Origin of the sequence: Flavobacterium sp., assembly GCF_965277525.1 — a bacterium.
In the GTDB taxonomy this organism is placed as follows: domain Bacteria; phylum Bacteroidota; class Bacteroidia; order Flavobacteriales; family Flavobacteriaceae; genus Flavobacterium.
In genome coordinates, this window is record NZ_CBDIDC010000001.1 from 280122 (window position 1) to 306374 (window position 26253).

The following is a 26253-nucleotide window of genomic DNA, read 5'->3' on the forward strand; positions in this document are numbered from 1 at the left end:
CTTCTTGCCTCTTTCTTCTAATAAATCTTAAAAAAAACAAAAACAAATGAAAACAGCATATATAATAAAAGCTTACCGTACTGCGGTAGGAAAAGCACCAAAAGGGGTTTTTAGATTTAAAAGACCTGATGAATTAGCTGCAGAAACCATTCAGTTTATGATGGATGAACTGCCTGATTTTGACAAAAAACGTATCGATGACGTTATGGTAGGAAATGCCATGCCGGAAGCAGAACAAGGACTTAACGTTGGACGTTTGATTTCTCTTATGGGATTAAAAGTGGAAGATGTTCCTGGTGTAACCGTAAACCGTTATTGTGCATCTGGATTAGAAACTATCGGAATGGCAACTGCTAAAATCCAATCAGGAATGGCAGATTGTATCATCGCCGGTGGTGCAGAAAGTATGAGTTTTATTCCGATGGGAGGTTACAAACCAACTCCGGATTATAAAGTGGCTGCTGCAGGTCACGAAGATTACTATTGGGGAATGGGTTTAACTGCTGAAGCGGTTGCCAATCAATATAAAATTTCAAGAGAAGATCAGGATGAGTTTGCTTACAACTCTCACATGAAAGCCCTGAAAGCGCAAGCTGAAGGAAAATTCGACAAACAAATCGTTCCGATTACTGTTGATCAGACTTTCATCAATGAAAATGGTAAAAAAGAAACTAAATCATACGTTGTAAAACAAGACGAAGGCCCAAGAGCCGGAACTTCTGTTGCTGCATTGGCTGGTTTAAGACCTGTTTTTGCTGCTGACGGAAGCGTAACTGCCGGAAACTCATCTCAAATGAGTGATGGTGCTGCTTTTGTTTTGATCATGAGCGAGGATATGGTAAAAGAATTAAACCTTGAGCCAATTGCAAGATTAGTAAACTTTGCTTCTTCTGGTGTTGAGCCAAGAATCATGGGTATTGGTCCTGTAAAAGCAATTCCGAAAGCATTGAAACAAGCTGGTTTAGAATTGAAAGACATTGACTTGGTTGAATTAAACGAGGCTTTTGCTTCTCAGTCTTTGGCTGTAATTCGTGAGTTAGGTTTAAATCCTGATATCGTAAACGTAAACGGTGGAGCAATTGCTTTAGGTCACCCTCTGGGATGTACAGGCGCTAAACTTTCTGTTCAGTTATTTGATGAGATGAAACGCAGAGGTAATAAATACGGGATTGTTTCTATGTGTGTGGGAACTGGACAAGGTTCTGCGGGGATTTACGAGGTTCTTTAAGGAGAGAGAATAGAGCAAAGAAGCAAGATGAAAGATTTGTCTTTTTGAAGAAAAGATAAGAATGAATATTTCTTAAAAGTAATAAAAAACTTACTTTTTAATTCGCACTTTCTTATCTTGCTTTAAAAACATGAGACACAATTTTAAGAATTTGAAAATTTGGATTTTAGCTATGGAAATTACTAATAATATCTATAAACTAACTGCCACTTTTCCAAAATCAGAAACGTATAGCTTGACAAGTCAAATGAACAGATGTTCTGTTTCAATGCCTTCTAATATAGCTGAAGGCTCAAACAGAGGAAATAAACATTTTCAACATTATCTGAATATTAGTTTAGGATCTTCATTTGAATTACAAACACAATTATTGATAGCTTGTCAAAACGACTATTTATCAAAAGAAAAAACAGAAGAAATAGAAAACAAAATAATTGAATTTCAAAGGATGACATCAGGGTTCATAAGCAAGTTAAATTAAAATCTTGCTTCTTGCTTCTTTCATCTTTTACCTAAAAAACATAAGCAATGGCAGATACAATCGAAAAAAACGTAACCCGTGGTGGTCAGTTTTTAGTTAAAGAAACAAAATGCGAAGATGTCTTTACACCAGAAGATTTTTCGGAAGAGCAGTTAATGATGCGTGACTCTGTAAAAGAGTTCGTTGACAAAGAATTATGGGCACATAAAGATCGTTTTGAGAAAAAAGATTATGCTTATACAGAAGCATCTATGCGTAAAGCGGGTGAACTTGGACTTCTTGGAGTTGCAGTTCCTGAAGAATACGGCGGATTAGGAATGGGATTCGTATCTACTATGTTAGTTTGCGATTACATTTCTGGAGCTACAGGATCTTTCTCAACTGCTTTTGGAGCTCATACCGGAATTGGAACTATGCCAATTACGCTTTATGGTACTGAAGAACAAAAGAAAAAATACGTTCCTAAATTGGCTACCGGAGAATGGTTTGGAGCTTATTGCCTGACTGAACCAGGCGCAGGATCTGATGCTAACTCAGGAAAAACAAAAGCTGTTTTATCTGAAGATGGAAAATACTACTCTATTACAGGACAAAAAATGTGGATTTCGAATGCAGGTTTCTGTAGCGTTTTCATCGTTTTTGCCCGTATTGGTGATGATAAAAACATTACTGGTTTCATCGTAGAAAACGATCCGTCTAACGGAATTTCTATGAATGAAGAGGAGCATAAATTAGGAATACGTGCTTCTTCTACTCGTCAGGTTTTCTTCAACGATACAAAAGTTCCTGTTGAAAACATGTTATCTGAAAGAGGAAACGGTTTCAAAATTGCCATGAATGCTTTGAACGTTGGACGTATTAAATTGGCAGCAGCTTGTTTAGATGCACAACGCAGAGTAACTACAAACGCAGTAAAATATGCTAACGAAAGAATCCAGTTTAACACTGCAATTTCATCTTTTGGAGCTATCCGTTCTAAATTAGCTGAAATGGCAACGAATGCCTACGCTGGAGAAAGTGCTTCTTACCGTGCTGCAAAAGATATCGAAGACAGAATTGCTGCTCGTGAAGCGGAAGGAACTACACATCAGGAAGCTGAATTAAAAGGTGTTGAAGAATATGCTATCGAATGTTCTATTCTGAAAGTGGCAGTTTCTGAAGACGTACAATCTTGTGCTGACGAAGGAATTCAGATTTTTGGAGGAATGGGATTCTCAGAAGACACTCCAATGGAAAGTGCCTGGAGAGATGCTCGTATCGCTCGTATCTACGAAGGAACAAACGAAATCAACAGAATGCTTTCTGTAGGCATGTTAATCAAAAAGGCTATGAAAGGTCATGTTGATTTATTAGGACCGGCTATGAAAGTTCAGGAAGAATTAATGGGAATTCCATCTTTCGACACTCCTGATTTCTCTGAATTATTTGCTGAAGAAAAAGGAATCATCGCAAACCTGAAAAAAGTTTTCTTAATGGTTGCCGGAAGCGCTGTTCAAAAATACGGACCGGATTTAGACTCTCACCAACAGTTGTTAATGGCTGCTTCTGATATCCTGATCGAAATCTATATGGCAGAAAGTACCATTCTTAGAACTGAAAAATTAGCCAAAAATCAAGGTGAAGACAAAGTACAAGAGCAAATTGCAATGGCAAAATTATACTTGTATAAAGCTGTAGACATTGTAAACTCAAGAGGTAAAGAAGGAATTATTTCTTTTGCTGAAGGTGACGAACAACGCATGATGTTAATGGGACTTAAACGTTTTACAAAATACACAAACAATCCAAATGTTGTAGCCTTAAGAGAGGTTATAACGTCTAAATTAGTTGCAGAAAATGAATACTGCTTCTAATATAAAAATAGTTTTTAGCTTTTAATTTGTTTGAACCCGCACTAATCCGAAACAGTGCGGGTTTATTTTTTTTTATTTTGCCACAGATTTCAGGATTAACTCAGATTTTTTTAAAATCATTTTAATACCGTAATCTTTGGCATACTTTTTTTTAGAGCCACACAGCAATGCTTCTACACAATGAGGAGAGGCATTGCGATGCGCCCCTACGGTATTTTGGGATATCATTTCACAAATCTTTATTAAAATTGTCTTTCTGTTACAAAATGTATGACAAAATTTCGATCCTAATGTTTTATATTTAGCATTCTAAAAACTTTAAAAAACATAAAATGAAACAAATCAAACTGATTGCCCTGATTGTATTGTGCAGCTTTACCACAAGTACATTTGCACAAAAAAACAAAAAGATGGACATCATTGCTTATTACACAGGTGATGACAAACTCATCAACGACTACGAAGTAAACAAATTAGATCAAATTATTTTTAGCTTCTGCCATTTAAAAGACGGAAAACTAAGTGTTGATTCTCCTAAAGATTCTACCACAATTAAATATTTGGTTTCCTTAAAAGCGTCTAATCCGCAACTTAAAATTGTGCTGTCGCTCGGTGGCTGGGGTGGTTGTGAGCCTTGTTCTGCTGCATTTTCTACTCCTGAAGGAAGATTAACTTTTGCTAAATCAGTAAAAGAAGTGAGTACCTATTTTAAAGTAGATGGTTTAGATTTAGATTGGGAATATCCGGCAATTGAGGGACTGCCTGGGCATTTATACCAACCTGCTGACAAACCTAATTTTACAGAATTAATCAAAATTTTACGTACCACTTTAGGCAAAAAATATGAATTGAGTTTTGCTGCCGGAGGTTTTCAAAAATATCTGGACGAATCTATTGACTGGAAAGCGGTAGCGCCATTAGTAAACCGCATCAACATTATGAGTTATGATCTGGTAAACGGATATTCTAAAGTTACCGGACATCATACTCCTTTATACAGTACAAATCCAAAAGAAGAATCTACAGACAGAGCCGTTGAATATTTATTAAAACAAGGAGTTCCATCTGAAAAATTAATTATTGGAGGTGCTTTTTATACCAGAACCTGGAAAAATGTAGAGAATATAAATAACGGTTTGTATCAAGCCGGAGAACATATTCAGGGCGTTGATTTTAAAAATTTTGCCACTACTTATACAGAAGCTAATGGCTGGAAATATTTTTACGATGAAAAGGCACAAGCACCATATTGGTATAATGCAGGTACAAAAACTTTTGCAACATCAGATGATATTAAATCTATAAAAGCTAAAACGGAATATGTAAAAACTAAAAAATTAGGCGGTATCATGTTCTGGGAACTTACTCTTGACAGTCCGCGTGACGGAATGGTAGATGCTATTTATAAAGTAAAAACAGCCAAATAAATCATTTTTAAAGGAATAAAAAACGGCAGTTCTGTAAAATAACTGCCGTTTTTTTATTTTATAAAGAAAGTTATTAAATTTTTGATTTGTCTAATTCACCAATAAAAGGAATAGACTCCAAAATCTCCGCTCTGATTATGGTTTGCAAATACACCTCTAATTGCAGAAATTTAGCTGCGTTTATTGCTCCAACAGCTTTTTTCGCCTGTTTATACGTTTTAGCATATAATTTTTCATAAGCTAAATGATTTTTTAAAGTTCCTGTAGCCAACTCATCTGCTTTTGCATCTGTTAGTGTCGCATAATTTACAGCATAATCATTAATGAGCTGAAACTTTGTTTGGCCAAGAGCCTTGCGTTCTGTTTCATAATTATCGTAAACTTTTGTAAAAGCGGCAGATTGCGTATCCGATAAATTCATGTATTGTTTGACAAGATCACTTTTCGATTTACCATAAACACTTTGCAAAACCTCAACATCTTCTTTAAACGAAGACTGAGCATAAGATGAAAACGAGGCAATTGCCATAATAAGGATAAGACTTAATTTTTTCATAGTTTTAAATTTAAATTTGTTTGTAAAATTTATGAGTATCAAATATACTGATTTTTCTTACTTAAAAATACTATTACTTTTTAATCTCTTCCGTTTTTGGAGCTTTAATTTCTCCTGTATAAGAGATGGATGCTCTATTATTACTATTTACAGAAAGAGTTGCCCCTCCATCAAAAAAGATAGAAAACATTAAATCATAGACATCGTCTTTTCCTCTGACTGAAGTTCTTATGGTATAACTTTTTTTCTTTTTTTCTACTTTTATTTTTTCAGGTATTCCTTCAAATTTTATTCCGCCATCCCCTCCGTATGCAACATTAAAAGCACGTCCAAAAAAAGGTAAATCGCAAGTGGTCTTCTCTGTGTTGAAGTTTAGAAAGTACGTATTGTAATCCAGAATAATAAATCTGCCTCCCATAGGATTAACTTTCTGCGCTTCAAAAACAAAGTTTTTAGCCTCAATGAGGGCTTCAATTTCTTTTTGCTTCTGCAAATCGCTTTCGGCCTTTAGTTCTTTTTTAGTCTTTTGCTGTGCCAAAACAGGAAAGCTTAAGAAACACATTAACATTAATAAAAGGGATAATTTAGTTTTCATAGTATAGCTCTTTTAAAACCAAATAAGGGTTATCTATTTTTTGGTAAATCGCATCATGGCAATATCTCCGGAAATAAAATTCAGTGTTTTACCATTATCGGTAACATCATACGAAGTTATTTTTGGCAAAGTGCTCATAAAAACCTGTTCCCCTTGTTGTGCATCCATACACATCATTTTGGTCACCGCCATTGGTTGTGTAAAATCGATTTTGTTACCCGTTACAATGAGTTTCCCCGTAAAAGAGTTACAACTATTGCTTCCGGAAACCTGATTTTCTTTTACGTTAAAATGAATGGTTGGTTTTTTATTGGGATACAACCCGTCAAAAGCAATTCTTGGGCCACTGATATAGTCTAGTTCCCACGTTCCCTCAAGTTGAGCAACTGAATTAATTTTCTGAGCCTTAGAAGCATTGCAGGAAATCAAGACCGCTCCTAAAAAAATTAAAGTTAAAACATTCTTTATCATAATTATAAGTATTAAATTAAAAAATAATGAACACTAATTTTAAAATTTCAATTCGAGGTTATACGAAATTACGCAATAATTTTTGGTTCTTCACTTAAAGGAGCATTTAAATTACAAACCAATAGTTTTAGATTTTTTTAACTATTACGGTCAAGCAATGTCGGAATTTTATGTTAAATTTACTTAATCTTTAATTTAAAAGCCTCACACATGAAAAAAATAATTGTTTCTTTCGCTATAATTACAGCTTTAATTGTTGGTTGTAAGACCAGTACAAAATCAAATGATGCTAAAACCCTGACTGTAGCACTAGAGCCAAAAAGTAGCAGTACAGTTGCAGGAAGTGCCACTTTTACAGAGAAAAATGGTAAAGTAACTTTTGTTGCAAAAATAAGCGGTTTACAACCCGGAGTTCACGCAATCCACATTCACGAAAAAGCAGATTGTAGTTCAGCCGATGGAAGTTCAGCTGGCGGACACTGGAATCCAACTTTCAAAAAACACGGAAAATGGGGTGTTGCAGAATACCACAAAGGTGATATTGGAAACTTTACTGCAGATGCAAAAGGTAACGGAACTATAACACTAACGACTGATGAATGGTGTATTGGTTGCGGAGATGCAAACAAAGACATCCTTGGAAAAGGTTTGATTGTGCATCAGGGAGCAGATGATTTTACGACACAACCAACCGGAAATGCCGGCGGAAGAGTTGCTTGCGCAGGAATCATTAAATAAAAATCTTCTAATAACCACTATTTTCACAAAATCTAGTGGTTATTTCATTTAAAATTTATCCTAAAACGAGAAAAAGATATAGCTTTGCAGCTATAAATTAAAGTTAATGATTAACCCATCAGCATCAGGTTGGATAGACAAGTTTTTTAGTGAACAAAAGTTTTCAGAAGCAATTCCTTTTGAAACTACGGATTCGTTTTACTATAAAGTCAGAGAAACCGGTTTTATTTATGGCCACATCATAACTATTGATTCCAGAATTCCTATTCCTATAAAAGGCTGGTTTAAAACCGAAATTTCTAAAGTTGCCTTATTAAATACTTTGTACGGCGTTTTTTGTTTAGAAAAGAGAAGTTTTGAACCTAATAATTTTATTACCGAAGTTTTAAAATTTTATAACGAAATGAATCCTGAAGGATTCAATTTATTTAAAATTTTACTCCCAAAAGACACTCCTTCCCTATCTTTAGAGAACATTATAGATCAAAGGGTTCAGACCAATGACAGCATTATCAGTAAAAACTTTTCGCATTTAGTTACCAATGCGCTTTTGTTTATTGATGTTTTGGCTTTCAGACAATATTTAGAAAAAGGAGCAATTCCTGAAAAGTATTTAAAAAGAATCGAAGAAACCGTGTTGGGTATTGTGGCTTTGGCTTTAAAAACCAAAACGGCCAAATCGCAGCATGATGATTTATTGATTAAACTTTTTGAGGCTTCTATACGTTATTCTAAATTTTCAAAAGTTACCGTTGATACTTTAGAAACTTTGCAACTGGATTATTTTAAAAATAAGCTCGAAAACTATTATTTAATTGACATGGCCGGAATGGCATTGTGGAGTGATGGTGTGGTAGAGAATGAAGAAGCATACTTTTTATACTCCTTAGGATCAATGATGGGCGTTTCTGATGATTTTGTAACCAAAAGCATCGATACAACGAATACTTTTATCACCACACATAAAAAGAAAATTCCGTATTTTAATTATTCCAATCCTGTAAAACACTTTTACGATCAGATGACGCATAGCGTTGTAAAACTAATCGTAAGAAACAAAAACAGATTGGTTAAGGAAATTATCCAGAGTAAAGAATTAATGATTCTATTGGCCTATTCAACCACGAGAGATCTGGATGCCAAAGAAAAAAAGAAAGTAAAAAAACAGCTTTTAGATATTTGCAAAACGATTCCGTCACTGACCATCTTTTTACTTCCGGGCGGAAGTTTATTATTACCGATTTTAATCAAGTTTATCCCAACCTTATTACCATCGGCTTTTAATGAAAATCTGGATGAAAACGAATAAAAAAAATCGCCCTTTTGAGGCGATTTTTTATGTTTTATAGATTACTCAGTTGATAAACCTCATCTAATTCGTCATTCGAACTAATGTTCACATCTAAATCAGTTACAAAACCGGAATTTAATCCGTAAACCCATCCGTGAAGCATTAAATCCTGACCATTTTTCCAGGCACTTTGTACAATTGACGTTTTGGCCAAATTATAAACCTGCTCTTTAGCATTGATTTCAACAAAAGCATTAAAACGCTCTGTTTCATCTTCAATCGAGTTTAAGTATTTGTCATGCAAACGGTATTCATCTTTAATGTGACGAATCCAGTTGTCGATAATTCCAACAGACATATTACCCATTGCCGCTTTTACACCACCACAACCGTAGTGTCCGCAAACAATAACATGTTTTACCTTCAAAACGTTTACAGCATAATCAAGAACACTTAACATATTCATGTCAGAGTGTACCACCATATTGGCAATATTACGGTGTACAAAAACTTCTCCTGGTTTAGCACCAATAATTTCATTGGCAGGAACACGGCTGTCAGAACATCCAATCCATAATAATGGCGGTGTTTGACCTTTAGCTAAATCTGCAAAATAATTAGGATCTAATGCTAATGATTTTTCAACCCATTCTTTGTTGTTTTCTAGTAGTTGCTTATAAAACTCTCTCATTTTTTTGTTTTTTTGTAGTTTTTGAATGGTATTTTATATGTTCAGAACATATCAAAAGAACTTTGTTCAAAGTTACCTAAATTTGACACTCCTCAACACGTAAGAAATACCTCGTTTAATAAATTTATCTTAAAAATCTTCTTTTACCGTTTCTTTTTTAACCAATGCTCTTTTTGCAACATCATAATAATGCTCTATAGTCACATGGTTGTTAACATCAGGAGAATTCTCGAGCTCGTATGCTTCTTTAAACCCTTTTAGTTTTACTTTAATGTTTTCGTCGACAGCACGTGTTTCTTTAAACTCGCGAATCAAATCTAAAACATCATGTGCAATATATTCTGTATCCTGGGCATTAATAATAACTTTAGAATTTTCAGGAATCTCATTCAGTGTCAATTTTATAGCTGCTTTGTTCAAAAATGAAACTTCTTGTGCCAAATCGATATGAATAACATCTCCATCTTCGTATTCTTCTTTTTTGAAGCTGTACGCTCTTTTTAAGTTCCCTCTCAATACAAAAATAATACTTATAATAATCCCTAATGCAACACCTTTAAGTAAATCTGTTGCCACAACAAATACTAAAGTGGCTACAAACGGTATGAATTGGTATTTTCCTTTCTCCCAAAAATGTTTGAATGTTGCAGGTTTAGCTAATTTATATCCGACCAGGATTAGCACGGTTGCCAAAGTTGCCAATGGAATTTTGTTTAAAAGTGCCGGAATAGCCAAAACACTTAATAGCAAAAGTACCCCGTGAATAATAGCCGACATTTTTGATTTTGCACCTGCATTGTTATTAGCTGATGATCTCACTACAACTGATGTCATGGGTAAACCACCTAAAAGTGAACTTACAATATTACCAATACCTTGCGCCCTAAGCTCAACATTTGTATTGGTGTAACGTTTTTGAACATCCATTCTGTCAGCAGCTTCAATACATAATAATGTTTCTATAGAAGCTACAATGGCAATTGTAATAGCAACTACCCAAACTTGCGGATTTGTAACCGCTGCAAAATTTGGTGTAATTAAAATAGATTTAAATTCATCAAAAGATTTTGGAACTGGCAATGAAACCAAATGTTCTTTTGCAATCGCCAATGAGCTTCCTGTAGAAACAAAAATTTCATTTAAAGCAATACCAACGAGAACAGCAACAAGTGCCCCGGGAATTAATTTCAATTTCTTTAAAAAGGAAACTTTATCCCATGAAATTAAGATCACAAATGAAACAAGTGAAATTACTACTGCTCCTAAATGTATGTGATTCAGGACATCAAATAAAAACGAAAAGGAATTACTTCCGTCGTTTTGGACAAAAGCCTGATCACCTTCGAAATCTGCGTCATAACCAAAAGCATGAGGCAATTGTTTTAATATAATAATGATCCCGATTCCCGCTAACATTCCTTCAATAACATTCGTTGGAAAATAGTTTGAGATACTTCCGGCTCTTAAAAACCCTAATGCTAATTGAATTAATCCAGCAATAAAAACAGACATTAAAAACACATCAAAAGCACCTAAATCAGTAATAGCAGTCAAAATAATAGCAGTTAACCCGGCTGCTGGTCCCGAAACACTAATGTGCGACTGGCTTAAATAACCAACCACAATACCACCAATAACACCTGAAATAATTCCCGAAAATAAAGGTGCTCCAGAAGCCATTGCGATACCTAAACACAACGGTAGAGCCACCAAGAAAACCACTAAACCTGAAGCAAAATCAGATTTAAGGTTGGCAAAAAGATTGATTTTTTTTGTCATAATACAATACTAAAAAAATTATTCATTAAAGATTTACCACATTTAATCAAAAATGCAGTGTAGTTCAAAATAATCGGAAGTATTATATCAAGTTAGGAGGTGGAGCAAAAATGCTCGGAGAAATATTATCTAATTTTACGATGTTTCCAGAAACAATCGTTTTCTTTTGAATATAAACAGGTAACAAAACCTCATGCTCCAATATGGTAGCATGAACTACAGATTTAAGTTCCTTATGAACTTCTTCTTCAGCGCAATTAAAAGATATAGCCGTATTTGTCCCTTTCTTTATCACCTGAACAATTGTTGGGGTAGATAAGAAAGCAATAAATATGAATAATAATATGCGAGCGATTAGTTTCATTGCAGCAAAAATAGTGTTAAACAAATAAAATCAAAGCGTGAGAGCAAAAAATTTATACAAATTTAACAATCATAAAAAAACAGAATGACGGAGAAACCATCATTCTGTTTATATTATACTAAAAAACAATCAATTACAGTTCTTCTTCTAACCATGCATTCATCATCCAAATCGTTTTTTCCTGTTCTGCAATGAAGTCACTCATCATCGAATTAGTTCCTTCATCATTAATTTCATCTGATTGCTTCAGAATTTCTCTTTCTATTTTTAATAAATCAGATAATGAACTTACAATTAAATGAACTGCTTTTTCATCGTTTGAGATGTTCTTTCCAACAGTTAATTTATTATTTTTAATGTAATCCTCAAAAGTATGCAAAGGGGTTCCGCCTATTGTCAGCACTCTTTCTGCAATCATATCGATTTTTAATTGGGCATCTGTGTACAACTCTTCAAATTTAACATGTAAATCAAAGAAACGTTTACCACGAATGTTCCAATGTATTCCTCTTAAGTTCTGATAATATACTTGAAAATTTGACAACAGAATATTCAATTCTTTTACTAACAATTCTGACTCTTTAACTGGTAATCCTAAAATATTTGTTTTCATAGTTTTCATTTTATAATAAGTTTACTACAAATTTAATATAAGTTCTTTAAAAATGTTATAAAAAAAAATTATATTTTCTTATTTTTGCATCACAAAATACTATCAAAATGACGATTACTCAATTACAATATGTGTTAGCTGTTGCCGAACACAAAAATTTTACACTTGCTGCAGAAAAATGTTTTGTTACTCAACCGACTTTAAGTATGCAAATTCAAAAAATTGAAGAAGAACTCAATATTTTAATTTTCGACAGAAGTAAAAAACCCATTCAACTTACTGATATTGGTCAAAAAATTGTCAACCAGGCCAAAAACATTGTAAACGAAGCCGATAGAATCAAAGATATTGTAGAGCAGCAAAAAGGTTTTATAGGAGGTGAATTTCGCTTAGGGATTATCCCTACTATTATGCCAACACTTTTGCCCATGTTTTTAAACAACTTCATCAAGAAATACCCAAAAGTAAAACTCCTGATTGAGGAACTGAATACCGATGAAATTATTCTAAAGTTAAAAAATGGTCACCTTGATGCTGCAATTGCGGCAACTCCGCTTGAGGATGAAAAAATAAAAGAGATCGTTTTATATTTTGAACCTTTTGTGGCTTATATCCCGGAACACCATGCCAGTTTTCAAAAAGAGGAAATTGAAGTCTCCGATTTAAACTTAAATGAGATTTTGCTTCTGCAGGACGGACATTGTTTTAGAGATGGAATTTTGAATTTATGCAAAAACGGTTCTGATATCGATCAGAATAATTTTCAGATACAAAGCGGCAGCTTTGAAACCCTAATCAAATTAGCCGACGAAGGTTTGGGCACAACGTTACTTCCGTACTTGCACACCTTAGACTTAAAAGATTCCGATAAACTGAAACTACGAAACTTTAAAGAACCAAAACCTGCCCGCGAGGTAAGTTTAATTTACCCTAAGAGCGAATTAAAAATGCAAATCATTGATGCATTACGATCTACAATCGCCGGAGTTGTCAAAGGAGCCATTGTTTTTCAGAATGTTCAAATCATTAGTCCACTACAACAAAAGAAATAAAAATAGAAAAAGGAGCCAATTGGCTCCTTTTTCTTATACTGTGATTAGTAGTAAACTTTGTTTTAGTTCTGGTTTTTCAATAATAAAATTCATTAACCATTCTTGCAATTGTTCCATTTCGTATGGTAACAGTGTTTTGATAGCTTTTTCTAGTTCTTTACAGAAAAGTATCGGATCGAAACTAACTCTCTCAAGTATTGATTTCGTGTAATCAAACATCATTTTTGACATAATAAAATAAGATTTTCGGGGGTTATCATTATTTTTAAACTCGCACAAATTTAATCAAATATCATTCATAAGCATTCATTTTAACTTATTATTTTAAAAACTTTAGCAACGAATACGTTTTCTTAATACATATAAATCAATATAGAATAATTCTAAACAACTCATTTAAACCTTTTTAAAGGCTCTAAACATTTCTCGTTTTCCCGGAGGGCCAGCCAATTTCTCAACAGTAAATCCAACTTCGATCATACTTCTTTTAACAACTCCTCTTGCAGCATACGTTACCAAAACTCCATTTGGCTTTAGACTATTGTACATCTTCTGAAAAATAGCAGTACTCCAAAGCTCTGGTTGTACCCGATATCCGAAGGCATCAAAGTAAATCAAATCAAAAATTTCAAAATCGTCTATTTCGTCAAAAAATTGTTTCCTTTTGGTTAACGAGAACGTTTTGCAAATTTCTATTTTTTGATCCCATTCACATTTATGCATTTCCTCAAAAATATTCTCAAATTCCAATGCGTCAAGCTCACTGACATAATTCATTTCTAAAACTTCTGCTGCAGCAACAGGGTATGCTTCTACCCCAACATAATTAATTTGTTGCTGTTTTTGAATCGATTCTAAAAAGGTAATAAAAGCATTTAAACCTGTTCCAAAACCAATTTCAAGAATACTTACAGGCTTATTGTCAAATAACGAAAGTCCATTTTTTATAAAAACATGCTTGGCTTCCTGAATGGCACCATGTTTAGAATGGTAACATTCGTCCCATTCCTGTAAATGAATTGTCGTTGAGCCATCTAGCGTTTTAATTATTTCTCTTTTCACTTTTTAAGAATTTATAATCTGGTTTTATTGGTATTTAAGGCATTTTCTGAGTCAAATTTAATCAAAACAAATGCGTAAAGCCTTAAAAATCGGCTGTTTTTTCATAAATTCTTTATAAAACTGTCTCATTTTTTTTACTTTATTATAAGATAAATAAATCTCAGTTAAAGGCCATAAATAATGCAGTTTTACTAAGCAAATTACTTATTTTTACTTAATTTTGCATTCAATAAATTCTATTTTACACCAAATCATTACTTTAGAATCTTTCTATTGCAATGAAAATTACATAAAAACTTTACATAATTATGAGTACAACTCAAACAAGCAAAATTGAAATCAGAAAAGCAACTTCGTCAAAAATAAGCGGAGTAGACTTTCAAAACTTAAGCTTTGGTGCTGTTTTTACAGACCATTTATTCGAATGTGATTTTAAAAATGGAGAGTGGTCAAATCCTGTCATTAAGCCTTATGCTCCAATTTTAATGGATCCATCTTCAAAAGTCTTTCATTACGGACAAGCTATTTTTGAAGGAATGAAAGCTTATAAAGACGACAATAATGATGTTTGGTTGTTCAGACCTGACGAAAACTTCAAACGTTTTAACAGCTCTGCTGTTCGTATGGCTATGCCGGAAGTTCCGGAAGCTATTTTTATGGATGGTTTGAATGAGTTATTGAAAATTGATCAGGAATGGATTCAAAAAGGAAACGGAAGCAGTATGTACATTCGTCCGTTTATGATTGCTACGGGCGCTGGTGTTGTAGCAAATCCTTCTGACGAATATAAATTTATGATTTTACTTTCTCCTGCTCAATCATATTATGCAGGTGAAGTAAAAGTAATTATTGCGGAACATTATAGTAGAGCTGCAAATGGTGGAATTGGAGCTGCAAAAGCTGCCGGAAACTACGCTGCACAGTTTTACCCAACTAATTTAGCAAACAAAGATGGTTTTCAGCAAGTAATCTGGACAGATGACGCAACGCATACCAAACTGGAAGAAGCGGGAACAATGAACGTTTTCTTTAGAATCAATGATACTTTACTGACTGCTCCAACAAGCGAAAGAATTTTAGATGGTATTACCAGAAAAAGTTTGATTGCCATGGCTGAAAAAGAAGGTCTTAATGTAGAGGTTCGCCCTGTTATTGTTTCAGAATTGGTAGAAGCTGCTAAAAACGGATCTCTAAAAGAAATCTTCGGAGCCGGAACTGCTGCAGTGATCAGTGTTATTAAAGGTTTCTCTTATCAGGATGTTTATTATGAAATGACTCCGGTTGAGAATTCTTATGCTGCTCTTTTGAAAGAAAAACTAACCAATCTTCAAAACAAACTTTCTGAAGATACTTTTGGGTGGACTGTTAAGGTACAATAAGCAAAAGACTTTTAAAAACAATACAGCCCGACGTTTCGATACATTCGCACGTCGGGCTTCTTTTTTATATTTGCTTTTCAAACTCCCTAAAAATGACTGAGAACCTGATTTTAAAAAATATTGCCAAACATATTTCGCTTGACGAAAATGAAATATCTTATTTTCTTTCGATTCTAAAGGAAAAGAAATATCCAAAAAAAAGCATTATTTTAAAAGAAGGAGAAATTTGCAGAACGATAAATTTTGTTCAATCCGGGACTTTAAGAGCATTCTATCGAGATCAGCAAGGAAAAGAATCCACCATTATGTTTGCCGTTTCTGACTGGTGGATTACAGATATGTCGTGTTTTATCAACCAGCAACCCGCAATGCTAAATATTGAAACTATAGAAGAAAGTGTTATACTGCATTTACAAAAAGAAGATTTGGATAATTTGTATCTTAAAATTCCAAAGTTCGAACGCTTTTTCAGGATTATTATGCAAAACGCTTATATAAGAGAACAATTAAGAGTTATTCAGAACCTTTCGCTTTCTGCAGAACAACGGTATTATATCTTTCTGGAGAAATATCCTCAAGTGGCAAAACAAGTCACACAAAAACAAATTGCTTCGTATTTAGGCATTACGCCTGAGTTTTTAAGTATGATTAAAGCCAACAAAAATAAACAAGCATTTTCTTAAACTACATTATTTTTTTGCTGCGATATCTTTACGTGCTTTGTAAAAAAGAAAAAGATATGCTTATACTTATTGCCGGACCTTATCGTGGCGGGACAAATGATGATCCAAAATTGATTCAACAAAATTTAGAAAAATTAGAAGCTGTAGCGCTCCCTTTATTCAGAATGGGACATTTGCCTGTAATTGGCGAATGGCTGGCTTTACCATTGCTTCATTTAGCAGGCTCAAAACACATTGGAGACAGCGTTTGGGACGAAATTCAATATCCTGTTGCGCATCGTCTTCTGGAAAAATGCGATGCCGTTCTTAGACTCGAAGGAGCATCAAAAGGAGCTGACAACGACGTTCGAATTGCAACAGAAAGAGGTCTGAAAATCTATTATCGTTTAGAAGATATTCCTGCTGCGGAATAACAAAATAAAAATCCCTAATAAGTTTTAGAAACCTATTAGGGATTTGTATTTAAAGCAATTTAGAAAAATCAGGTTTAAAATAATTTGGGCCTTTCATTACTTTACCATCTTCTCTGTAAATAGGCTGTCCGTCTTCGCCTAATTTACTCATGTTACTACGCTGAATTTCATCAAAAACAGCTTCTATTTTATCCTGCAAACCATGTTCGATAATTGTTCCGCACAAAATATACATCATATCTCCAAGAGCGTCAGCAATTTCGACTAAATCATTATTTTGTACTGCTTCAAGATATTCTTCGTTTTCTTCTTTCATTAAATTATAACGAAGTATTTTCTTATGTTCCCCCAAATCAGCAATTGGCGTATGACTGTGTCCTATTTTAAAAGCAGTATGAAATTCAGTTACTGCATCAAGTTGTTTTCTCATGATTTTATTTACTTAAATGAAATGCCAAATTAGCAACTATTCATATACAATTCTCTAAATTTGTAAAAAATAATTTTTTACTATGTTTAGTCAAGGACAATTAATATTCGCACTCTGTTTTTTTATTGCATTTGTAATCGTAATGATATTTGCTTATCGAAAAGATCTCGCTTTACACCGAATTTTTTACAAAGGAAATTATAAAGTATTAATTGTATTCCTGATTTTTATTGCTCTTTTGTTTGTGATCAAATTCTTCTTTAAAAGATAATTCCAAAAAATAATTGCTATATTTAGAATAAAATAATTTCAGAAGCACAACAATTAAACTGCTGTAAAAACGTTTTATCTGAAGCTTTTTTTGTCCAAAATAATTTTATAAAGTGTACTTTTATTGCTACACTATTAACGTCGCTAGTAATAAAATTTATAACTTTACGACACCAAATAACTGACTCCAATGAAGATTCTAAAATATTTATTCTTACTATTATTACTAAGCTTAGTTGCTCTTACTGTTTTTGTTGCTACCCAAAAAGGTGTTTTTTCTGTTGAAAGAAGCAAAGTGATCAACTCACCAAAAGCAACGGTTTATAATTATTTGAATGATTTTAGAAACTACGAAGATTTTGAATCCTGGTCTGTAGCAGATCCTTCGATAAAAATGACATTTCCGAATAAAACACCCGGAAATGGCGCTTCTTATTACTGGACCGGAGCCGAAGGAAACGGAAACGCAATCACACTTAAAACTAAAGAAGGAGAAAGCATTCAGCAAAAAGTAAAATACGACGGAACAGAAGCCAATGTTAACTGGACCTTTAAAGATACCCTGGCAGGAAAAACAAAAGTTACCTGGAAAGCAACAGGAACAATGAGTTTTTTATTTAAAGTTTATACTGCATTACATGGTGGTTCTGACAAAGTTATTGGAACTATTTACGAAAAAAGCCTTGCAAATATTGATAAAAACCTGGATTACGAAACAAAAACTTTTGCCATAAAAGTAAATGGAGTAGTGAGAAAAACTGAAACGGCGTATATCAGACAAACGTTTACAAGTGAAATTCAGAAGGTAAATAAAAACGCAAGAATTGTAATTCCGAAACTTATTGAGTTTAGCCAGAACAATGGTTTATCTACGAACGGGAAACCTTTTATCATTTACCATACTTACGACACCACAACCGGATTAGCCAAAATTTCTATTTGTTTACCTACCAACAAAGAGATTATGACAGCCTCAGGAAGTGATATTTCAGGTGGAAAACTAGATGGTTTTGAAGCTGTAAAAACAACTTTAACTGGTGATTATTCTCATGTTAATGAGGCAATTGCAAAAACGACAGCTTTTATAAACAAAGAAAAAATCACCCCGGATTTAAGCTGGTCTCATCTTGAGATTCTAACAATTAGTAAACTGGACGTAAAAAGTTCTTCTAAGTTGATGACGGAAATTTATTTCCCAATAAAACCCAAAGCTGTTCCGGTTGTAAAAGCTCCTGTTTACAGAAATGATACAGAACCTGTAACTCCGGCTGCAAAACCTGCAGAAGCCCCTAAAACGACTACTCCAAAGACCACAGAGGAAGAACAATCAGAATTCTAAAATAATGAAGGTCGACAAAACCTTTTGCTTAAAATTCATTCTAATAAGATAAATCAGAGAATTTGACAGACGAGAAGGAATTTATACAAAAATTATTAAATCCTAAAACGCAAAATACAGCGTTTCAAAAGCTCTTGTCCGATTATCAAAAACCTTTGTATTCCCATATTCGAAATATTGTTTTGAATCATGATGATGCAGACGATGTTTTGCAAAATACTTTTGTAAAAGTTTTTCAGTATTTAAAAAATTTTAAAGGAGAAAGTAAACTTTTTTCGTGGATGTACAGAATTGCCACTAATGAAGCCTTGACTTTTTTAAATCAAAAAGCCAAACTAAGCGGATTAACATCTGAAGCATTACAAAATAAAACCATCGACAATTTAAAAGCCGATGTGTATTTTGACGGTGATGAAATTCAGATAAAACTTCAAAAAGCTATTGTAACCTTACCGGAAAAGCAACAGTTGGTCTTTAAAATGAAATACTTTGAGGAATTAAAATACGAAGAAATTGCTGAAATTCTCGGAACTTCAGTGGGTGCCTTGAAAGCATCGTATCATCATGCAGTAAAAAAAATTGAAATATATGTTACATCAAATTAAACCTTTTGTAACAAAACCTGTCTTATAGATATTATGAAAACATTTAAATTAGAAGAAGAAACAAAAATAGCGACCGGATTTAAAACTCCGGAATATTATTTTGATACTCTTTCAGCAAAAGTTTTACAGCAAATTAACGAACAGAAGAAAGTAAAAGTAATCCCTATTTACAGAAGAAAAAAGGTGCTTTTTATTGTTGCAGCCGCTGTAGTTGTTATTGCATTCATGATCCCGATCGTTAACAATTACAATAATACTTCTAAAGATCTTGATGAAGACACTTTAGAAACCTATTTATCGTATCAGTCAAATCTGAATCAGTACGACCTGATTCAAAAATTAGATACCAAAGACATTCAGGCGCTAAGTCAAAATGTTGCAATCGAAGATGAAACCCTTGAGGACATTCTGGCAACAAATCCAAATATTGAGCATTTAATTATACAATAAAACAACTTAAAAGATGAAAATCAAAAATATACTTCCGATAATCCTGTTTCTAGTTAGTTTTTCGTTTTATGCACAAAATGGCAAAACAGATGAAAAACGGGAGAAGATTAAAGCTTACAAAGTTTCTTTTTTAACAACCGAACTTGAATTAACTTCAACAGAAGCTGAAAAATTCTGGCCCATCTATAATGCTTACGACGACAAGCAATTTGAATTAAGACATCAGAAAATGAAAACATATATGCGTAAATTAGATGATGACAATATCAATTCGATGTCAGAGAAAGATGCCGTTACCCTTCTGTCTCAGATGGAAAGCACAGATAAAGAATTATATATTTTGCGTGATAAATATATGACCAGTTTAAAAAAGATACTTTCAGCAAAAAAAATACTGAAACTTAAAAAATCAGAAGACGATTTTAATCGAAAACTACTGCAACAATACCGAGACAAAGCAGCAGCAAAAGATTAAAATTCTATTACGAAACAACAGCGACAGGAACCCTATATAATAATACTTACTTTATTATTTAGGGTTCTTGTTATTTAAAGAATTCTCTATCTAAAATGAATTCGGACTACTTTGTTATGACCTGCAGCAATTGCAGTATTTCTATTAATGAAACGAATTGTAAAGAGTTTGGTATCATCAGACAACTGAATCCATGATGATCCACTATCAGTTGAATATTGTAGTCCTCCGGATCCAACGCAAACTAACTCTTTTCCGTTACCTCCCGGAACATATTGCACACATGAAGCATAACCAAACCCTTGATTCTGACCAATTAATTCCCAGGTTTTACCTCCATCATTCGTTACCGCTTTATTGTCTGAATTATGATTTGGAAGCTCATAATCTCCACCGGCAACAAATCCGTGTTTTGCATCATAAAAATCAGCTGTAAAAATTCCTGTCATTGCTTTCCCCTGAACGACCGGAGTCTCAATTACTTTCCATGTTTTTGCCTTATCCGGAGAATAGAACACACGTGCTTTTTTCCCACCGGAAACCAACCAGGTATCATTGCCTTTTATTACAATATTTGAATTGCTTGCTGCAAAGGCTGCTTCGCCTTCGGCATTGGTAGGTAATTTGTCTGACAGTAATTTTGTCCAGGTTTCTCCCCCGTCACGCGTTACAATAATCGAGAACGTATCTTCCGTAGGATCACCAATAGCGATTCCTTCTTTATCATTCCAGAATTGCATGCTATCATAAAACACCTTTGTGTTGATTTCTTTATAAACTAATTTTACTTTTTGTGTTTTTTTCGAAACCTGATAAAGGAGTGCAGGATTTCCTACACTTAATAAATAAATATCTTTTGAAGTTTGGGCAATACTCCTGAACTCTAATTTTAAAGTATCCCGATAAATATGTTCTTCGAACTTTTCATTTTTATCTAAGTCATAATAACCAAAACGAGAATTATCACCTCCATACCAAATTTTATTTTTATCTATTGAGATGGCACGGATACTAATTTTATCCTTAAACAAAGTGTCAACTTGTATCGCTGAAAAATAACCACTTAACCCTACTTTATCGCTGTAATGCAGCGTCTTAAAAGACATAAATAAAACAAAAGCGCAACAAAATAAAATTACTTTTTTCATACAAATTGGGGTTTATTTGGTGCTAAAATACAATTATTTACAAAATATAAAATAAGTTGGGTGTTTTTTTCTGGCACAGTAATTGGATATCTCCCCATATTAATCTTAATGTGATTTAAAATGAAAACTAAACTACTTTTTATAGCCCTGCTTACATTAGGTTTTAGTTCTGTACAAGTACAAAGCCAAACTACTGTTTATGCAAAAAATTCAGATATAAGCGATAATTTAGACTTAAGGGCTGTAGCCTCTATTTTTGGAGAATCAGCCAATCTTCAGGATTTTGAAAGACGTTTAAATGATCCAAAATACCAAATATCAAATCTTGATTTAAATGGAGACGACCAGGTTGATTATTTACGTGTAATAGAATCTGTAGAAGACAGAACTCACGTTGTGATTATTCAGGCAGTTTTAGATCGTGATGTCTATCAGGACATTGCCACCATAGATGTAGAAAGAGATAATTACAACAGGGTTAACGTACAGGTTGTAGGTAACACTTACTTATACGGGGCCAACTATATTTATGAGCCGGTTTATAATATAACGCCAGTAATCTATAATTCATTCTGGGCTACAAATTACAGACCTTATTATTCAAGCTGGACCTGGAATGCTTATCCAACGTATTATTATGCATGGAGACCTTACCCTATCTACAGATACAGAAACAACATAAATGTATGCATTAACGTAAGCAATCACTACAATTATGTAAGTACAAGAAGAAGTTACAGAGCTCCTGTTTTATATGAATCAAGACGTACTTACGGTTACGAAACAAGACGTCCTGACTATAGTTTTGCTCAAAGACACTCTAATGTCGCCAACAGATACGATTTAGATCAAAGACGAGTTGCAAGTAGAGAAATTGGAAGAAATCAAAATACTTATAGTTCAAACAGAGTAAGTACAGGCAGAGTTTCTACGACAGACAATAATAGAACTCCCAACAGAAATTATACTGAAAACAGAACTACTGCTGACAGAAGTTACAATACGAATCGTAACACTTCTGTAAACAGAGACAATTCAGCGACAGTAAACAATCCTGTAAGAGTTGAAAATAACACTCCAAGAACAGAGAACAGAAGAGATTACAGTCAAAACAATTCGAATGTTTCAAGAGAAAGTTCGCAAAACATGAATAGCAACAGAGGTTCGTCTACTCAAAGAACAGAAACCCCAAGAAGCTATTCAGAAAACAGAGGCAATTCTGAAAACAGAACAAGCTCAGCAAGATCTCAAAACACACAACGTTCAGAGTCTCCAAGAGCAAGTCAGGAATCCAGAAGCAGCCAGCCACAAAGAGAAAGTGGTTCAGATTCAAGAAGTGGAGGAGGAAGAAGAGGTTAATATTAAATTCGCATTTCTCAATAAAAATCTAAAGCACAATTTAACGATTGTGCTTTTTTTTATCTTTTTAATTATAATTGACTCTAATTTGTTTTAAAACAGTAAATTTGCAACCGTCTTTTATAAAAACATACATGAGCGCATCGCATAAAAACTTACACAGTAAGTTGTCTATAGGGGGTTTATTGATAACATTAGGGATTATTTATGGAGATATCGGTACCTCTCCGTTATATGTAATGAAAGCCATACTTGGTGATTATGCCATAAATGCCGACATTGTTTTAGGTGGAATCTCATGTGTTTTTTGGACCTTGACTTTACAAACCACTATAAAGTATGTTCTCATCACTTTAAGCGCTGACAATCACGGCGAAGGCGGTATTTTTGCCTTATATGCCCTGGTCAAAAAGACTAAAATTCAATGGCTCATTGTACCCGCCATTATTGGAGGAAGTGCCTTACTTGCCGATGGAATTATAACCCCACCTATTTCGATATCATCAGCTGTAGAAGGAATTAGAGCGTTTTATCCTACAATGGAGACGCAGACAATTGTTTATATTGTTATCGGGATTTTATTTGTTCTTTTTACAATACAACAATTTGGAACAAAACTGGTTGGTAAGTTTTTTGCCCCAATGATGTTGATTTGGTTTGCCATGTTGGGAACTTTGGGAACAATTCAAATCTTAAATCATCCGGAAGTAATAAAAGCCGTAAATCCTTACTACGCTTACCATTTATTATCTATACACCCTGACGGTTTCTTTGTACTTGGATTTGTATTTTTATGTACTACAGGTGCTGAAGCATTGTATTCAGATATGGGACACTGCGGAAGAAAAAATATCAGAATTAGCTGGATCTTTGTAAAAACAACATTAGTATTAAATTATTTTGGACAAGCAGCTTACCTAATTCATCATGAAGGAAGTACACTGCAACAATTAGGAGGAGAAAACGGAAATCCTTTTTACCTCATCATGCCACATTGGTTTCTTCCATTTGGAATTGTAGTCGCAACCCTTGCAGCTGTAATTGCATCTCAGGCCCTTATTAGTGGTTCATTTACCTTGATCAACGAGGCAATGCGATTGAATTTCTGGCCAAAAGTAAAAATCAAATACCCTACAGAAGTTAAAGGACAATTGTACATTCCGTCAATCAACTGGTTGTTGTTTTTTGGCTGTGTCGGAATCGTTTTACACTTCCAAAAATCAGGAAATATGGAGCATGCCTATGGTCTTGCTATCATTTTATGTATGATCATGACAACTATTTTACTTAATTATTATTTGATAATGAAACGAGTAAAACTGTATTTGATGGTACCCCTTATCACCATTTATTTACTGATAGAATTCAGTTTTTTAATTGCCAATATTACCAAATTTGCCGAGGGTGGTTATGTAACACTGATCATAGCGACTTTACTGATATCAATAATGACAATTTGGTACCTGGCTAAGAAAATTAATAAAAGCTATACTAAAATCATCAAAATTGATGATTATAAGAAAGTATTAATGGAGTTGAGTGAAGATTTATCTATCCCTAAATATGCTACGCATTTGGTTTACATGACGAATGCCAATCGTGTAGATGAACTGGAAGAAAAAGTAATTTATTCCATTTTGCAAAAACGTCCAAAAAGAGCTGATATCTACTGGTTTGTTCATGTAAACATTTTGACTGAACCTTATAAAACGCAATATAAAGTTACTGAGATTGCAAAAGACGATATTTACAGAATCGATTTTAATTTAGGATTCAGGGAACCTACCAAAATCAATCTGATGTTCAGAGAGGTAATTCGTGATATGGTAAAACGTGGCGAAGTGGATATTACCAGCCGTTACGAATCATTAAACAAAAACAACATTATTGGCGACTTCAAATTTGTATTATCTGAAAAATTCCTTTCGAATGATAATGATTTAAGATGGCACGAAAATATCATCATGAACTCTTATTTCTTTATTAAGAAACTGAGTTTGTCTGAAGAAAGAGCTTTTGGTTTAGACAGTAGTTCAGTAAAAATAGAAAAATTCCCAATGGTGCTTCACGCTCCGGAAAACATCGGACTGACTAGAATTATAAAATAAAACTTTTATAAAATACATTCAAAAAACACTCTTTTAAACTTTATCAGAGTGTTTTTTTTTCTTTCTAAAGAAAGTTAAAACAACAATCAAAATTAAAAATTTAACTTTCAATCAATTAATAGTACCTTTGCAACTCAAATAATTAAAATGAGATTACACAGAAATTTAGTTTATACTACCATCGATTCTTTAAATGCAATTTTCAATGAAGGAGAATATGCAGACAAAGTGGTAGCAAGAGCATTAAAAAAAGACAAACGTTGGGGAAGTTCTGACAGGAAGTTTGTTGCTGAAACGATATACGAAATTGTTCGTTGGAAACGATTATACGCAGAAATTGCCGAAGTAAAAGAACCTTTCGACAGAGAGAACTTATGGAGAATGTTCGCAGTTTGGGCCGTTCTAAGAGGATATCCAATTCCGGATTGGAAACAACTGGAAGGAACTCCTGAAAGAAAAATAAAAGGCCGTTTTGATGAACTTTCTAAAGTTAGAGCATTAAAAGAATCTATTCCGGACTGGATGGATGAATTGGGTGTAAAAGAACTTGGAGAAAAAGTCTGGGCTACAGAAATCGCTGCTCAAAACCAACCTGCAAAAGTTATTTTAAGAACGAACACACTTAAAGGAACTAAGGAAAGTCTAAGAAATACGTTGATGGATTTGAATATTGAAACAGAATATTTAAAAGATCAGCCTGAAGCTTTAGTTTTAAAAGAAAGAGCCAATGTATTTTTGACAGATGCTTTTAAACAAGGACTTTTTGAAGTTCAGGATGCAAACTCACAATTAGTTGCCGGTTTTCTTGATGTAAAACCAGGAATGCGTGTGGTAGATACTTGTGCCGGTGCCGGCGGAAAAACGTTGCACATTGCTTCTTTGATGGAAAACAAAGGACAATTGATTGCAATGGATTTGTACGAAAGCAAATTGAAACAATTAAAATTAAGAGCGAAAAGAAATGGCGCTTTTAATATTGAATATCGTATTATTGACACTACAAAAGTGATCAAAAAATTACATGAAAAAGCAGATCGTGTTTTAATCGATGCGCCTTGTAGTGGTTTAGGAGTTCTTAAAAGAAATCCCGATGCTAAATGGAAGCTAAAACCTGAGTTTATTGATAACATCCGTAAAGTTCAGGCAGAAGTTTTAGAAAGTTATTCTAAAATTGTAAAACCAGGCGGAAAATTAGTGTATGCCACTTGTTCTGTTTTACCATCAGAAAATCAGGAGCAGGTAGAAAAGTTCTTAAAAACTGAAATCGGGAAGCAATTTACTTTCGTAAAAGATCGTAAAATCCTAGCTTCAGAATCTGGTTTCGACGGATTTTATATGGCGTTACTGGAACGTAAAAATGCTGTGATTGCGGAACAAAAATAAATTCATTTTT

The 26253-nt window shown here is 33.8% G+C and carries 30 protein-coding genes; 18 read left to right on the forward strand and 12 right to left on the reverse strand.

Going from position 1 to position 26253, the window contains the following annotated elements:
* Positions 1-46: 46 nt before the first annotated feature.
* From ACQY44_RS01120 to ACQY44_RS01130, 3 genes are all read left to right on the forward strand, one after another.
* Positions 47-1228, forward strand: a complete 1182-nt coding sequence (locus ACQY44_RS01120) for a thiolase family protein (protein WP_428228577.1) — start codon at positions 47-49, stop codon at positions 1226-1228.
* A 130-nt stretch (positions 1229-1358) separates the two neighbouring features.
* On the forward strand, positions 1359-1709 hold the full coding sequence (locus ACQY44_RS01125; RefSeq protein ID WP_428228578.1) for a four helix bundle protein: 351 nt from the start codon (positions 1359-1361) through the stop codon (positions 1707-1709).
* Between the two features lie 47 nt (positions 1710-1756).
* Positions 1757-3562: an acyl-CoA dehydrogenase family protein gene (locus ACQY44_RS01130; RefSeq protein WP_428228579.1), complete on the forward strand. Its 1806-nt coding sequence runs from the start codon at positions 1757-1759 to the stop codon at positions 3560-3562.
* Between the two features lie 72 nt (positions 3563-3634).
* Here ACQY44_RS01130 and ACQY44_RS01135 read toward each other — a convergent pair whose 3' ends face one another.
* Entirely contained in the window at positions 3635-3790 is a 156-nt protein-coding gene (locus ACQY44_RS01135; protein ID WP_428228580.1) for a hypothetical protein, read from the reverse strand.
* 104 nt (positions 3791-3894) lie between these two features.
* On the opposite strand from ACQY44_RS01135, the gene ACQY44_RS01140 reads away from it, so the two are divergent.
* Entirely contained in the window at positions 3895-4989 is a 1095-nt protein-coding gene (locus tag ACQY44_RS01140) for a glycoside hydrolase family 18 protein (protein ID WP_428228581.1), read from the forward strand.
* 73 nt (positions 4990-5062) lie between these two features.
* Here the strand turns inward: ACQY44_RS01140 and ACQY44_RS01145 are convergent, their stop codons facing one another.
* The 3 genes from ACQY44_RS01145 to ACQY44_RS01155 form a co-directional block, all read right to left on the reverse strand.
* Positions 5063-5545, reverse strand: a complete 483-nt coding sequence (locus ACQY44_RS01145) for a hypothetical protein (RefSeq protein WP_428228582.1) — start codon at positions 5543-5545, stop codon at positions 5063-5065.
* A gap of 73 nt (positions 5546-5618) precedes the next feature.
* Positions 5619-6140 carry a DUF4251 domain-containing protein gene (locus ACQY44_RS01150; RefSeq protein ID WP_428228583.1) on the reverse strand — a complete coding sequence of 174 codons (522 nt, stop codon included), beginning with the start codon at positions 6138-6140 and terminating at the stop codon, positions 5619-5621.
* 33 nt (positions 6141-6173) lie between these two features.
* Positions 6174-6611: an META domain-containing protein gene (locus ACQY44_RS01155; RefSeq protein ID WP_428228584.1), complete on the reverse strand. Its 438-nt coding sequence runs from the start codon at positions 6609-6611 to the stop codon at positions 6174-6176.
* A 210-nt stretch (positions 6612-6821) separates the two neighbouring features.
* On the opposite strand from ACQY44_RS01155, the gene ACQY44_RS01160 reads away from it, so the two are divergent.
* Positions 6822-7349: a superoxide dismutase family protein gene (locus ACQY44_RS01160; RefSeq protein WP_428228585.1), complete on the forward strand. Its 528-nt coding sequence runs from the start codon at positions 6822-6824 to the stop codon at positions 7347-7349.
* A 106-nt stretch (positions 7350-7455) separates the two neighbouring features.
* Complete coding sequence (locus ACQY44_RS01165) at positions 7456-8658, forward strand: LETM1-related biofilm-associated protein (protein WP_428228586.1); 1203 nt, start codon at positions 7456-7458, stop codon at positions 8656-8658.
* Positions 8659-8692: 34 nt separating this feature from the next.
* On the opposite strand, the gene can is transcribed toward ACQY44_RS01165, so the two are convergent.
* The 4 genes from can to ACQY44_RS01185 form a co-directional block, all read right to left on the reverse strand.
* Positions 8693-9331 carry a carbonate dehydratase gene (can, locus tag ACQY44_RS01170; protein ID WP_428228587.1) on the reverse strand — a complete coding sequence of 213 codons (639 nt, stop codon included), beginning with the start codon at positions 9329-9331 and terminating at the stop codon, positions 8693-8695.
* 129 nt (positions 9332-9460) lie between these two features.
* The gene (locus ACQY44_RS01175) at positions 9461-11110 is read right to left on the reverse strand and encodes a SulP family inorganic anion transporter (protein WP_428228588.1); all 1650 of its coding nucleotides are present in this window, start codon (positions 11108-11110) and stop codon (positions 9461-9463) included.
* Positions 11111-11192: 82 nt separating this feature from the next.
* On the reverse strand, positions 11193-11474 hold the full coding sequence (locus ACQY44_RS01180) for a hypothetical protein (RefSeq protein ID WP_428228589.1): 282 nt from the start codon (positions 11472-11474) through the stop codon (positions 11193-11195).
* Positions 11475-11607: 133 nt separating this feature from the next.
* On the reverse strand, positions 11608-12087 hold the full coding sequence (locus ACQY44_RS01185) for a Dps family protein (protein ID WP_428228590.1): 480 nt from the start codon (positions 12085-12087) through the stop codon (positions 11608-11610).
* A 107-nt stretch (positions 12088-12194) separates the two neighbouring features.
* Here ACQY44_RS01185 and ACQY44_RS01190 point away from each other — a divergent pair, with 107 nt between their 5' ends.
* Positions 12195-13139, forward strand: coding sequence for a LysR substrate-binding domain-containing protein (locus ACQY44_RS01190; protein WP_428228591.1), 945 nt, complete (start codon positions 12195-12197; stop codon positions 13137-13139).
* A 33-nt stretch (positions 13140-13172) separates the two neighbouring features.
* Here ACQY44_RS01190 and ACQY44_RS01195 read toward each other — a convergent pair whose 3' ends face one another.
* Positions 13173-13370, reverse strand: a complete 198-nt coding sequence (locus ACQY44_RS01195; RefSeq protein WP_428228592.1) for a hypothetical protein — start codon at positions 13368-13370, stop codon at positions 13173-13175.
* Between the two features lie 165 nt (positions 13371-13535).
* Positions 13536-14201, reverse strand: a complete 666-nt coding sequence (gene mnmD / locus ACQY44_RS01200) for a tRNA (5-methylaminomethyl-2-thiouridine)(34)-methyltransferase MnmD (protein WP_428228593.1) — start codon at positions 14199-14201, stop codon at positions 13536-13538.
* Between the two features lie 308 nt (positions 14202-14509).
* Here mnmD and ACQY44_RS01205 point away from each other — a divergent pair, with 308 nt between their 5' ends.
* The 3 genes from ACQY44_RS01205 to ACQY44_RS01215 all read left to right on the forward strand — a co-directional run bounded on the left by ACQY44_RS01205 (position 14510) and on the right by ACQY44_RS01215 (position 16676).
* The gene (locus tag ACQY44_RS01205; protein WP_428228594.1) at positions 14510-15580 is read left to right on the forward strand and encodes a branched-chain amino acid aminotransferase; all 1071 of its coding nucleotides are present in this window, start codon (positions 14510-14512) and stop codon (positions 15578-15580) included.
* A 92-nt stretch (positions 15581-15672) separates the two neighbouring features.
* Positions 15673-16263, forward strand: a complete 591-nt coding sequence (locus ACQY44_RS01210) for a Crp/Fnr family transcriptional regulator (protein WP_428228595.1) — start codon at positions 15673-15675, stop codon at positions 16261-16263.
* 56 nt (positions 16264-16319) lie between these two features.
* Positions 16320-16676: a DUF4406 domain-containing protein gene (locus tag ACQY44_RS01215; protein WP_428228596.1), complete on the forward strand. Its 357-nt coding sequence runs from the start codon at positions 16320-16322 to the stop codon at positions 16674-16676.
* A 49-nt stretch (positions 16677-16725) separates the two neighbouring features.
* Here the strand turns inward: ACQY44_RS01215 and ACQY44_RS01220 are convergent, their stop codons facing one another.
* Entirely contained in the window at positions 16726-17106 is a 381-nt protein-coding gene (locus ACQY44_RS01220; RefSeq protein WP_428228597.1) for a hypothetical protein, read from the reverse strand.
* A gap of 82 nt (positions 17107-17188) precedes the next feature.
* Here ACQY44_RS01220 and ACQY44_RS01225 point away from each other — a divergent pair, with 82 nt between their 5' ends.
* From ACQY44_RS01225 to ACQY44_RS01245, 5 genes are all read left to right on the forward strand, one after another.
* Complete coding sequence (locus ACQY44_RS01225) at positions 17189-17377, forward strand: hypothetical protein (RefSeq protein ID WP_065450561.1); 189 nt, start codon at positions 17189-17191, stop codon at positions 17375-17377.
* A 189-nt stretch (positions 17378-17566) separates the two neighbouring features.
* Positions 17567-18715 (forward strand): SRPBCC family protein, encoded by a 1149-nt coding sequence (locus ACQY44_RS01230; protein WP_428228598.1) that lies wholly within the window; start codon positions 17567-17569, stop codon positions 18713-18715.
* 62 nt (positions 18716-18777) lie between these two features.
* Positions 18778-19320 carry an RNA polymerase sigma factor gene (locus tag ACQY44_RS01235; protein WP_428228599.1) on the forward strand — a complete coding sequence of 181 codons (543 nt, stop codon included), beginning with the start codon at positions 18778-18780 and terminating at the stop codon, positions 19318-19320.
* A 33-nt stretch (positions 19321-19353) separates the two neighbouring features.
* Positions 19354-19770, forward strand: a complete 417-nt coding sequence (locus tag ACQY44_RS01240) for a hypothetical protein (RefSeq protein ID WP_428228600.1) — start codon at positions 19354-19356, stop codon at positions 19768-19770.
* A 13-nt stretch (positions 19771-19783) separates the two neighbouring features.
* A complete protein-coding gene (locus ACQY44_RS01245; RefSeq protein WP_428228601.1) occupies positions 19784-20245 on the forward strand; it encodes a sensor of ECF-type sigma factor in 462 nt (153 codons plus the stop codon).
* Positions 20246-20331: 86 nt separating this feature from the next.
* On the opposite strand, the gene ACQY44_RS01250 is transcribed toward ACQY44_RS01245, so the two are convergent.
* Positions 20332-21393: an oxidoreductase gene (locus ACQY44_RS01250; RefSeq protein WP_428228602.1), complete on the reverse strand. Its 1062-nt coding sequence runs from the start codon at positions 21391-21393 to the stop codon at positions 20332-20334.
* Between the two features lie 120 nt (positions 21394-21513).
* On the opposite strand from ACQY44_RS01250, the gene ACQY44_RS01255 reads away from it, so the two are divergent.
* The 3 genes from ACQY44_RS01255 to ACQY44_RS01265 all read left to right on the forward strand — a co-directional run bounded on the left by ACQY44_RS01255 (position 21514) and on the right by ACQY44_RS01265 (position 26243).
* Positions 21514-22752, forward strand: coding sequence for a hypothetical protein (locus ACQY44_RS01255; RefSeq protein ID WP_428228603.1), 1239 nt, complete (start codon positions 21514-21516; stop codon positions 22750-22752).
* A gap of 134 nt (positions 22753-22886) precedes the next feature.
* Positions 22887-24860 (forward strand): KUP/HAK/KT family potassium transporter, encoded by a 1974-nt coding sequence (locus ACQY44_RS01260; protein ID WP_428228604.1) that lies wholly within the window; start codon positions 22887-22889, stop codon positions 24858-24860.
* A gap of 147 nt (positions 24861-25007) precedes the next feature.
* Positions 25008-26243 carry an RsmB/NOP family class I SAM-dependent RNA methyltransferase gene (locus ACQY44_RS01265; RefSeq protein ID WP_428228605.1) on the forward strand — a complete coding sequence of 412 codons (1236 nt, stop codon included), beginning with the start codon at positions 25008-25010 and terminating at the stop codon, positions 26241-26243.
* Positions 26244-26253 lie beyond the last annotated feature (10 nt).

What these genes read in the sequence shown, in the direction of transcription:
- ACQY44_RS01120 (WP_428228577.1), top strand. Translation starts at nt 47, where the DNA reads ATGAAAACAGCATATATAATAAAAGCTTACCGTACTGCGGTAGGAAAA.
- ACQY44_RS01125 (WP_428228578.1), top strand. Translation starts at nt 1,359, where the DNA reads ATGAGACACAATTTTAAGAATTTGAAAATTTGGATTTTAGCTATGGAA.
- ACQY44_RS01130 (WP_428228579.1), top strand. Translation starts at nt 1,757, where the DNA reads ATGGCAGATACAATCGAAAAAAACGTAACCCGTGGTGGTCAGTTTTTA.
- ACQY44_RS01135 (WP_428228580.1), bottom strand. Translation starts at nt 3,790, where the DNA reads ATGATATCCCAAAATACCGTAGGGGCGCATCGCAATGCCTCTCCTCAT.
- ACQY44_RS01140 (WP_428228581.1), top strand. Translation starts at nt 3,895, where the DNA reads ATGAAACAAATCAAACTGATTGCCCTGATTGTATTGTGCAGCTTTACC.
- ACQY44_RS01145 (WP_428228582.1), bottom strand. Translation starts at nt 5,545, where the DNA reads ATGAAAAAATTAAGTCTTATCCTTATTATGGCAATTGCCTCGTTTTCA.
- ACQY44_RS01150 (WP_428228583.1), bottom strand. Translation starts at nt 6,140, where the DNA reads ATGAAAACTAAATTATCCCTTTTATTAATGTTAATGTGTTTCTTAAGC.
- ACQY44_RS01155 (WP_428228584.1), bottom strand. Translation starts at nt 6,611, where the DNA reads ATGATAAAGAATGTTTTAACTTTAATTTTTTTAGGAGCGGTCTTGATT.
- ACQY44_RS01160 (WP_428228585.1), top strand. Translation starts at nt 6,822, where the DNA reads ATGAAAAAAATAATTGTTTCTTTCGCTATAATTACAGCTTTAATTGTT.
- ACQY44_RS01165 (WP_428228586.1), top strand. Translation starts at nt 7,456, where the DNA reads ATGATTAACCCATCAGCATCAGGTTGGATAGACAAGTTTTTTAGTGAA.
- can (WP_428228587.1), bottom strand. Translation starts at nt 9,331, where the DNA reads ATGAGAGAGTTTTATAAGCAACTACTAGAAAACAACAAAGAATGGGTT.
- ACQY44_RS01175 (WP_428228588.1), bottom strand. Translation starts at nt 11,110, where the DNA reads ATGACAAAAAAAATCAATCTTTTTGCCAACCTTAAATCTGATTTTGCT.
- ACQY44_RS01180 (WP_428228589.1), bottom strand. Translation starts at nt 11,474, where the DNA reads ATGAAACTAATCGCTCGCATATTATTATTCATATTTATTGCTTTCTTA.
- ACQY44_RS01185 (WP_428228590.1), bottom strand. Translation starts at nt 12,087, where the DNA reads ATGAAAACAAATATTTTAGGATTACCAGTTAAAGAGTCAGAATTGTTA.
- ACQY44_RS01190 (WP_428228591.1), top strand. Translation starts at nt 12,195, where the DNA reads ATGACGATTACTCAATTACAATATGTGTTAGCTGTTGCCGAACACAAA.
- ACQY44_RS01195 (WP_428228592.1), bottom strand. Translation starts at nt 13,370, where the DNA reads ATGTCAAAAATGATGTTTGATTACACGAAATCAATACTTGAGAGAGTT.
- ACQY44_RS01205 (WP_428228594.1), top strand. Translation starts at nt 14,510, where the DNA reads ATGAGTACAACTCAAACAAGCAAAATTGAAATCAGAAAAGCAACTTCG.
- ACQY44_RS01210 (WP_428228595.1), top strand. Translation starts at nt 15,673, where the DNA reads ATGACTGAGAACCTGATTTTAAAAAATATTGCCAAACATATTTCGCTT.
- ACQY44_RS01215 (WP_428228596.1), top strand. Translation starts at nt 16,320, where the DNA reads ATGCTTATACTTATTGCCGGACCTTATCGTGGCGGGACAAATGATGAT.
- ACQY44_RS01220 (WP_428228597.1), bottom strand. Translation starts at nt 17,106, where the DNA reads ATGAGAAAACAACTTGATGCAGTAACTGAATTTCATACTGCTTTTAAA.
- ACQY44_RS01225 (WP_065450561.1), top strand. Translation starts at nt 17,189, where the DNA reads ATGTTTAGTCAAGGACAATTAATATTCGCACTCTGTTTTTTTATTGCA.
- ACQY44_RS01230 (WP_428228598.1), top strand. Translation starts at nt 17,567, where the DNA reads ATGAAGATTCTAAAATATTTATTCTTACTATTATTACTAAGCTTAGTT.
- ACQY44_RS01240 (WP_428228600.1), top strand. Translation starts at nt 19,354, where the DNA reads ATGAAAACATTTAAATTAGAAGAAGAAACAAAAATAGCGACCGGATTT.
- ACQY44_RS01245 (WP_428228601.1), top strand. Translation starts at nt 19,784, where the DNA reads ATGAAAATCAAAAATATACTTCCGATAATCCTGTTTCTAGTTAGTTTT.
- ACQY44_RS01250 (WP_428228602.1), bottom strand. Translation starts at nt 21,393, where the DNA reads ATGAAAAAAGTAATTTTATTTTGTTGCGCTTTTGTTTTATTTATGTCT.
- ACQY44_RS01255 (WP_428228603.1), top strand. Translation starts at nt 21,514, where the DNA reads ATGAAAACTAAACTACTTTTTATAGCCCTGCTTACATTAGGTTTTAGT.
- ACQY44_RS01260 (WP_428228604.1), top strand. Translation starts at nt 22,887, where the DNA reads ATGAGCGCATCGCATAAAAACTTACACAGTAAGTTGTCTATAGGGGGT.
- ACQY44_RS01265 (WP_428228605.1), top strand. Translation starts at nt 25,008, where the DNA reads ATGAGATTACACAGAAATTTAGTTTATACTACCATCGATTCTTTAAAT.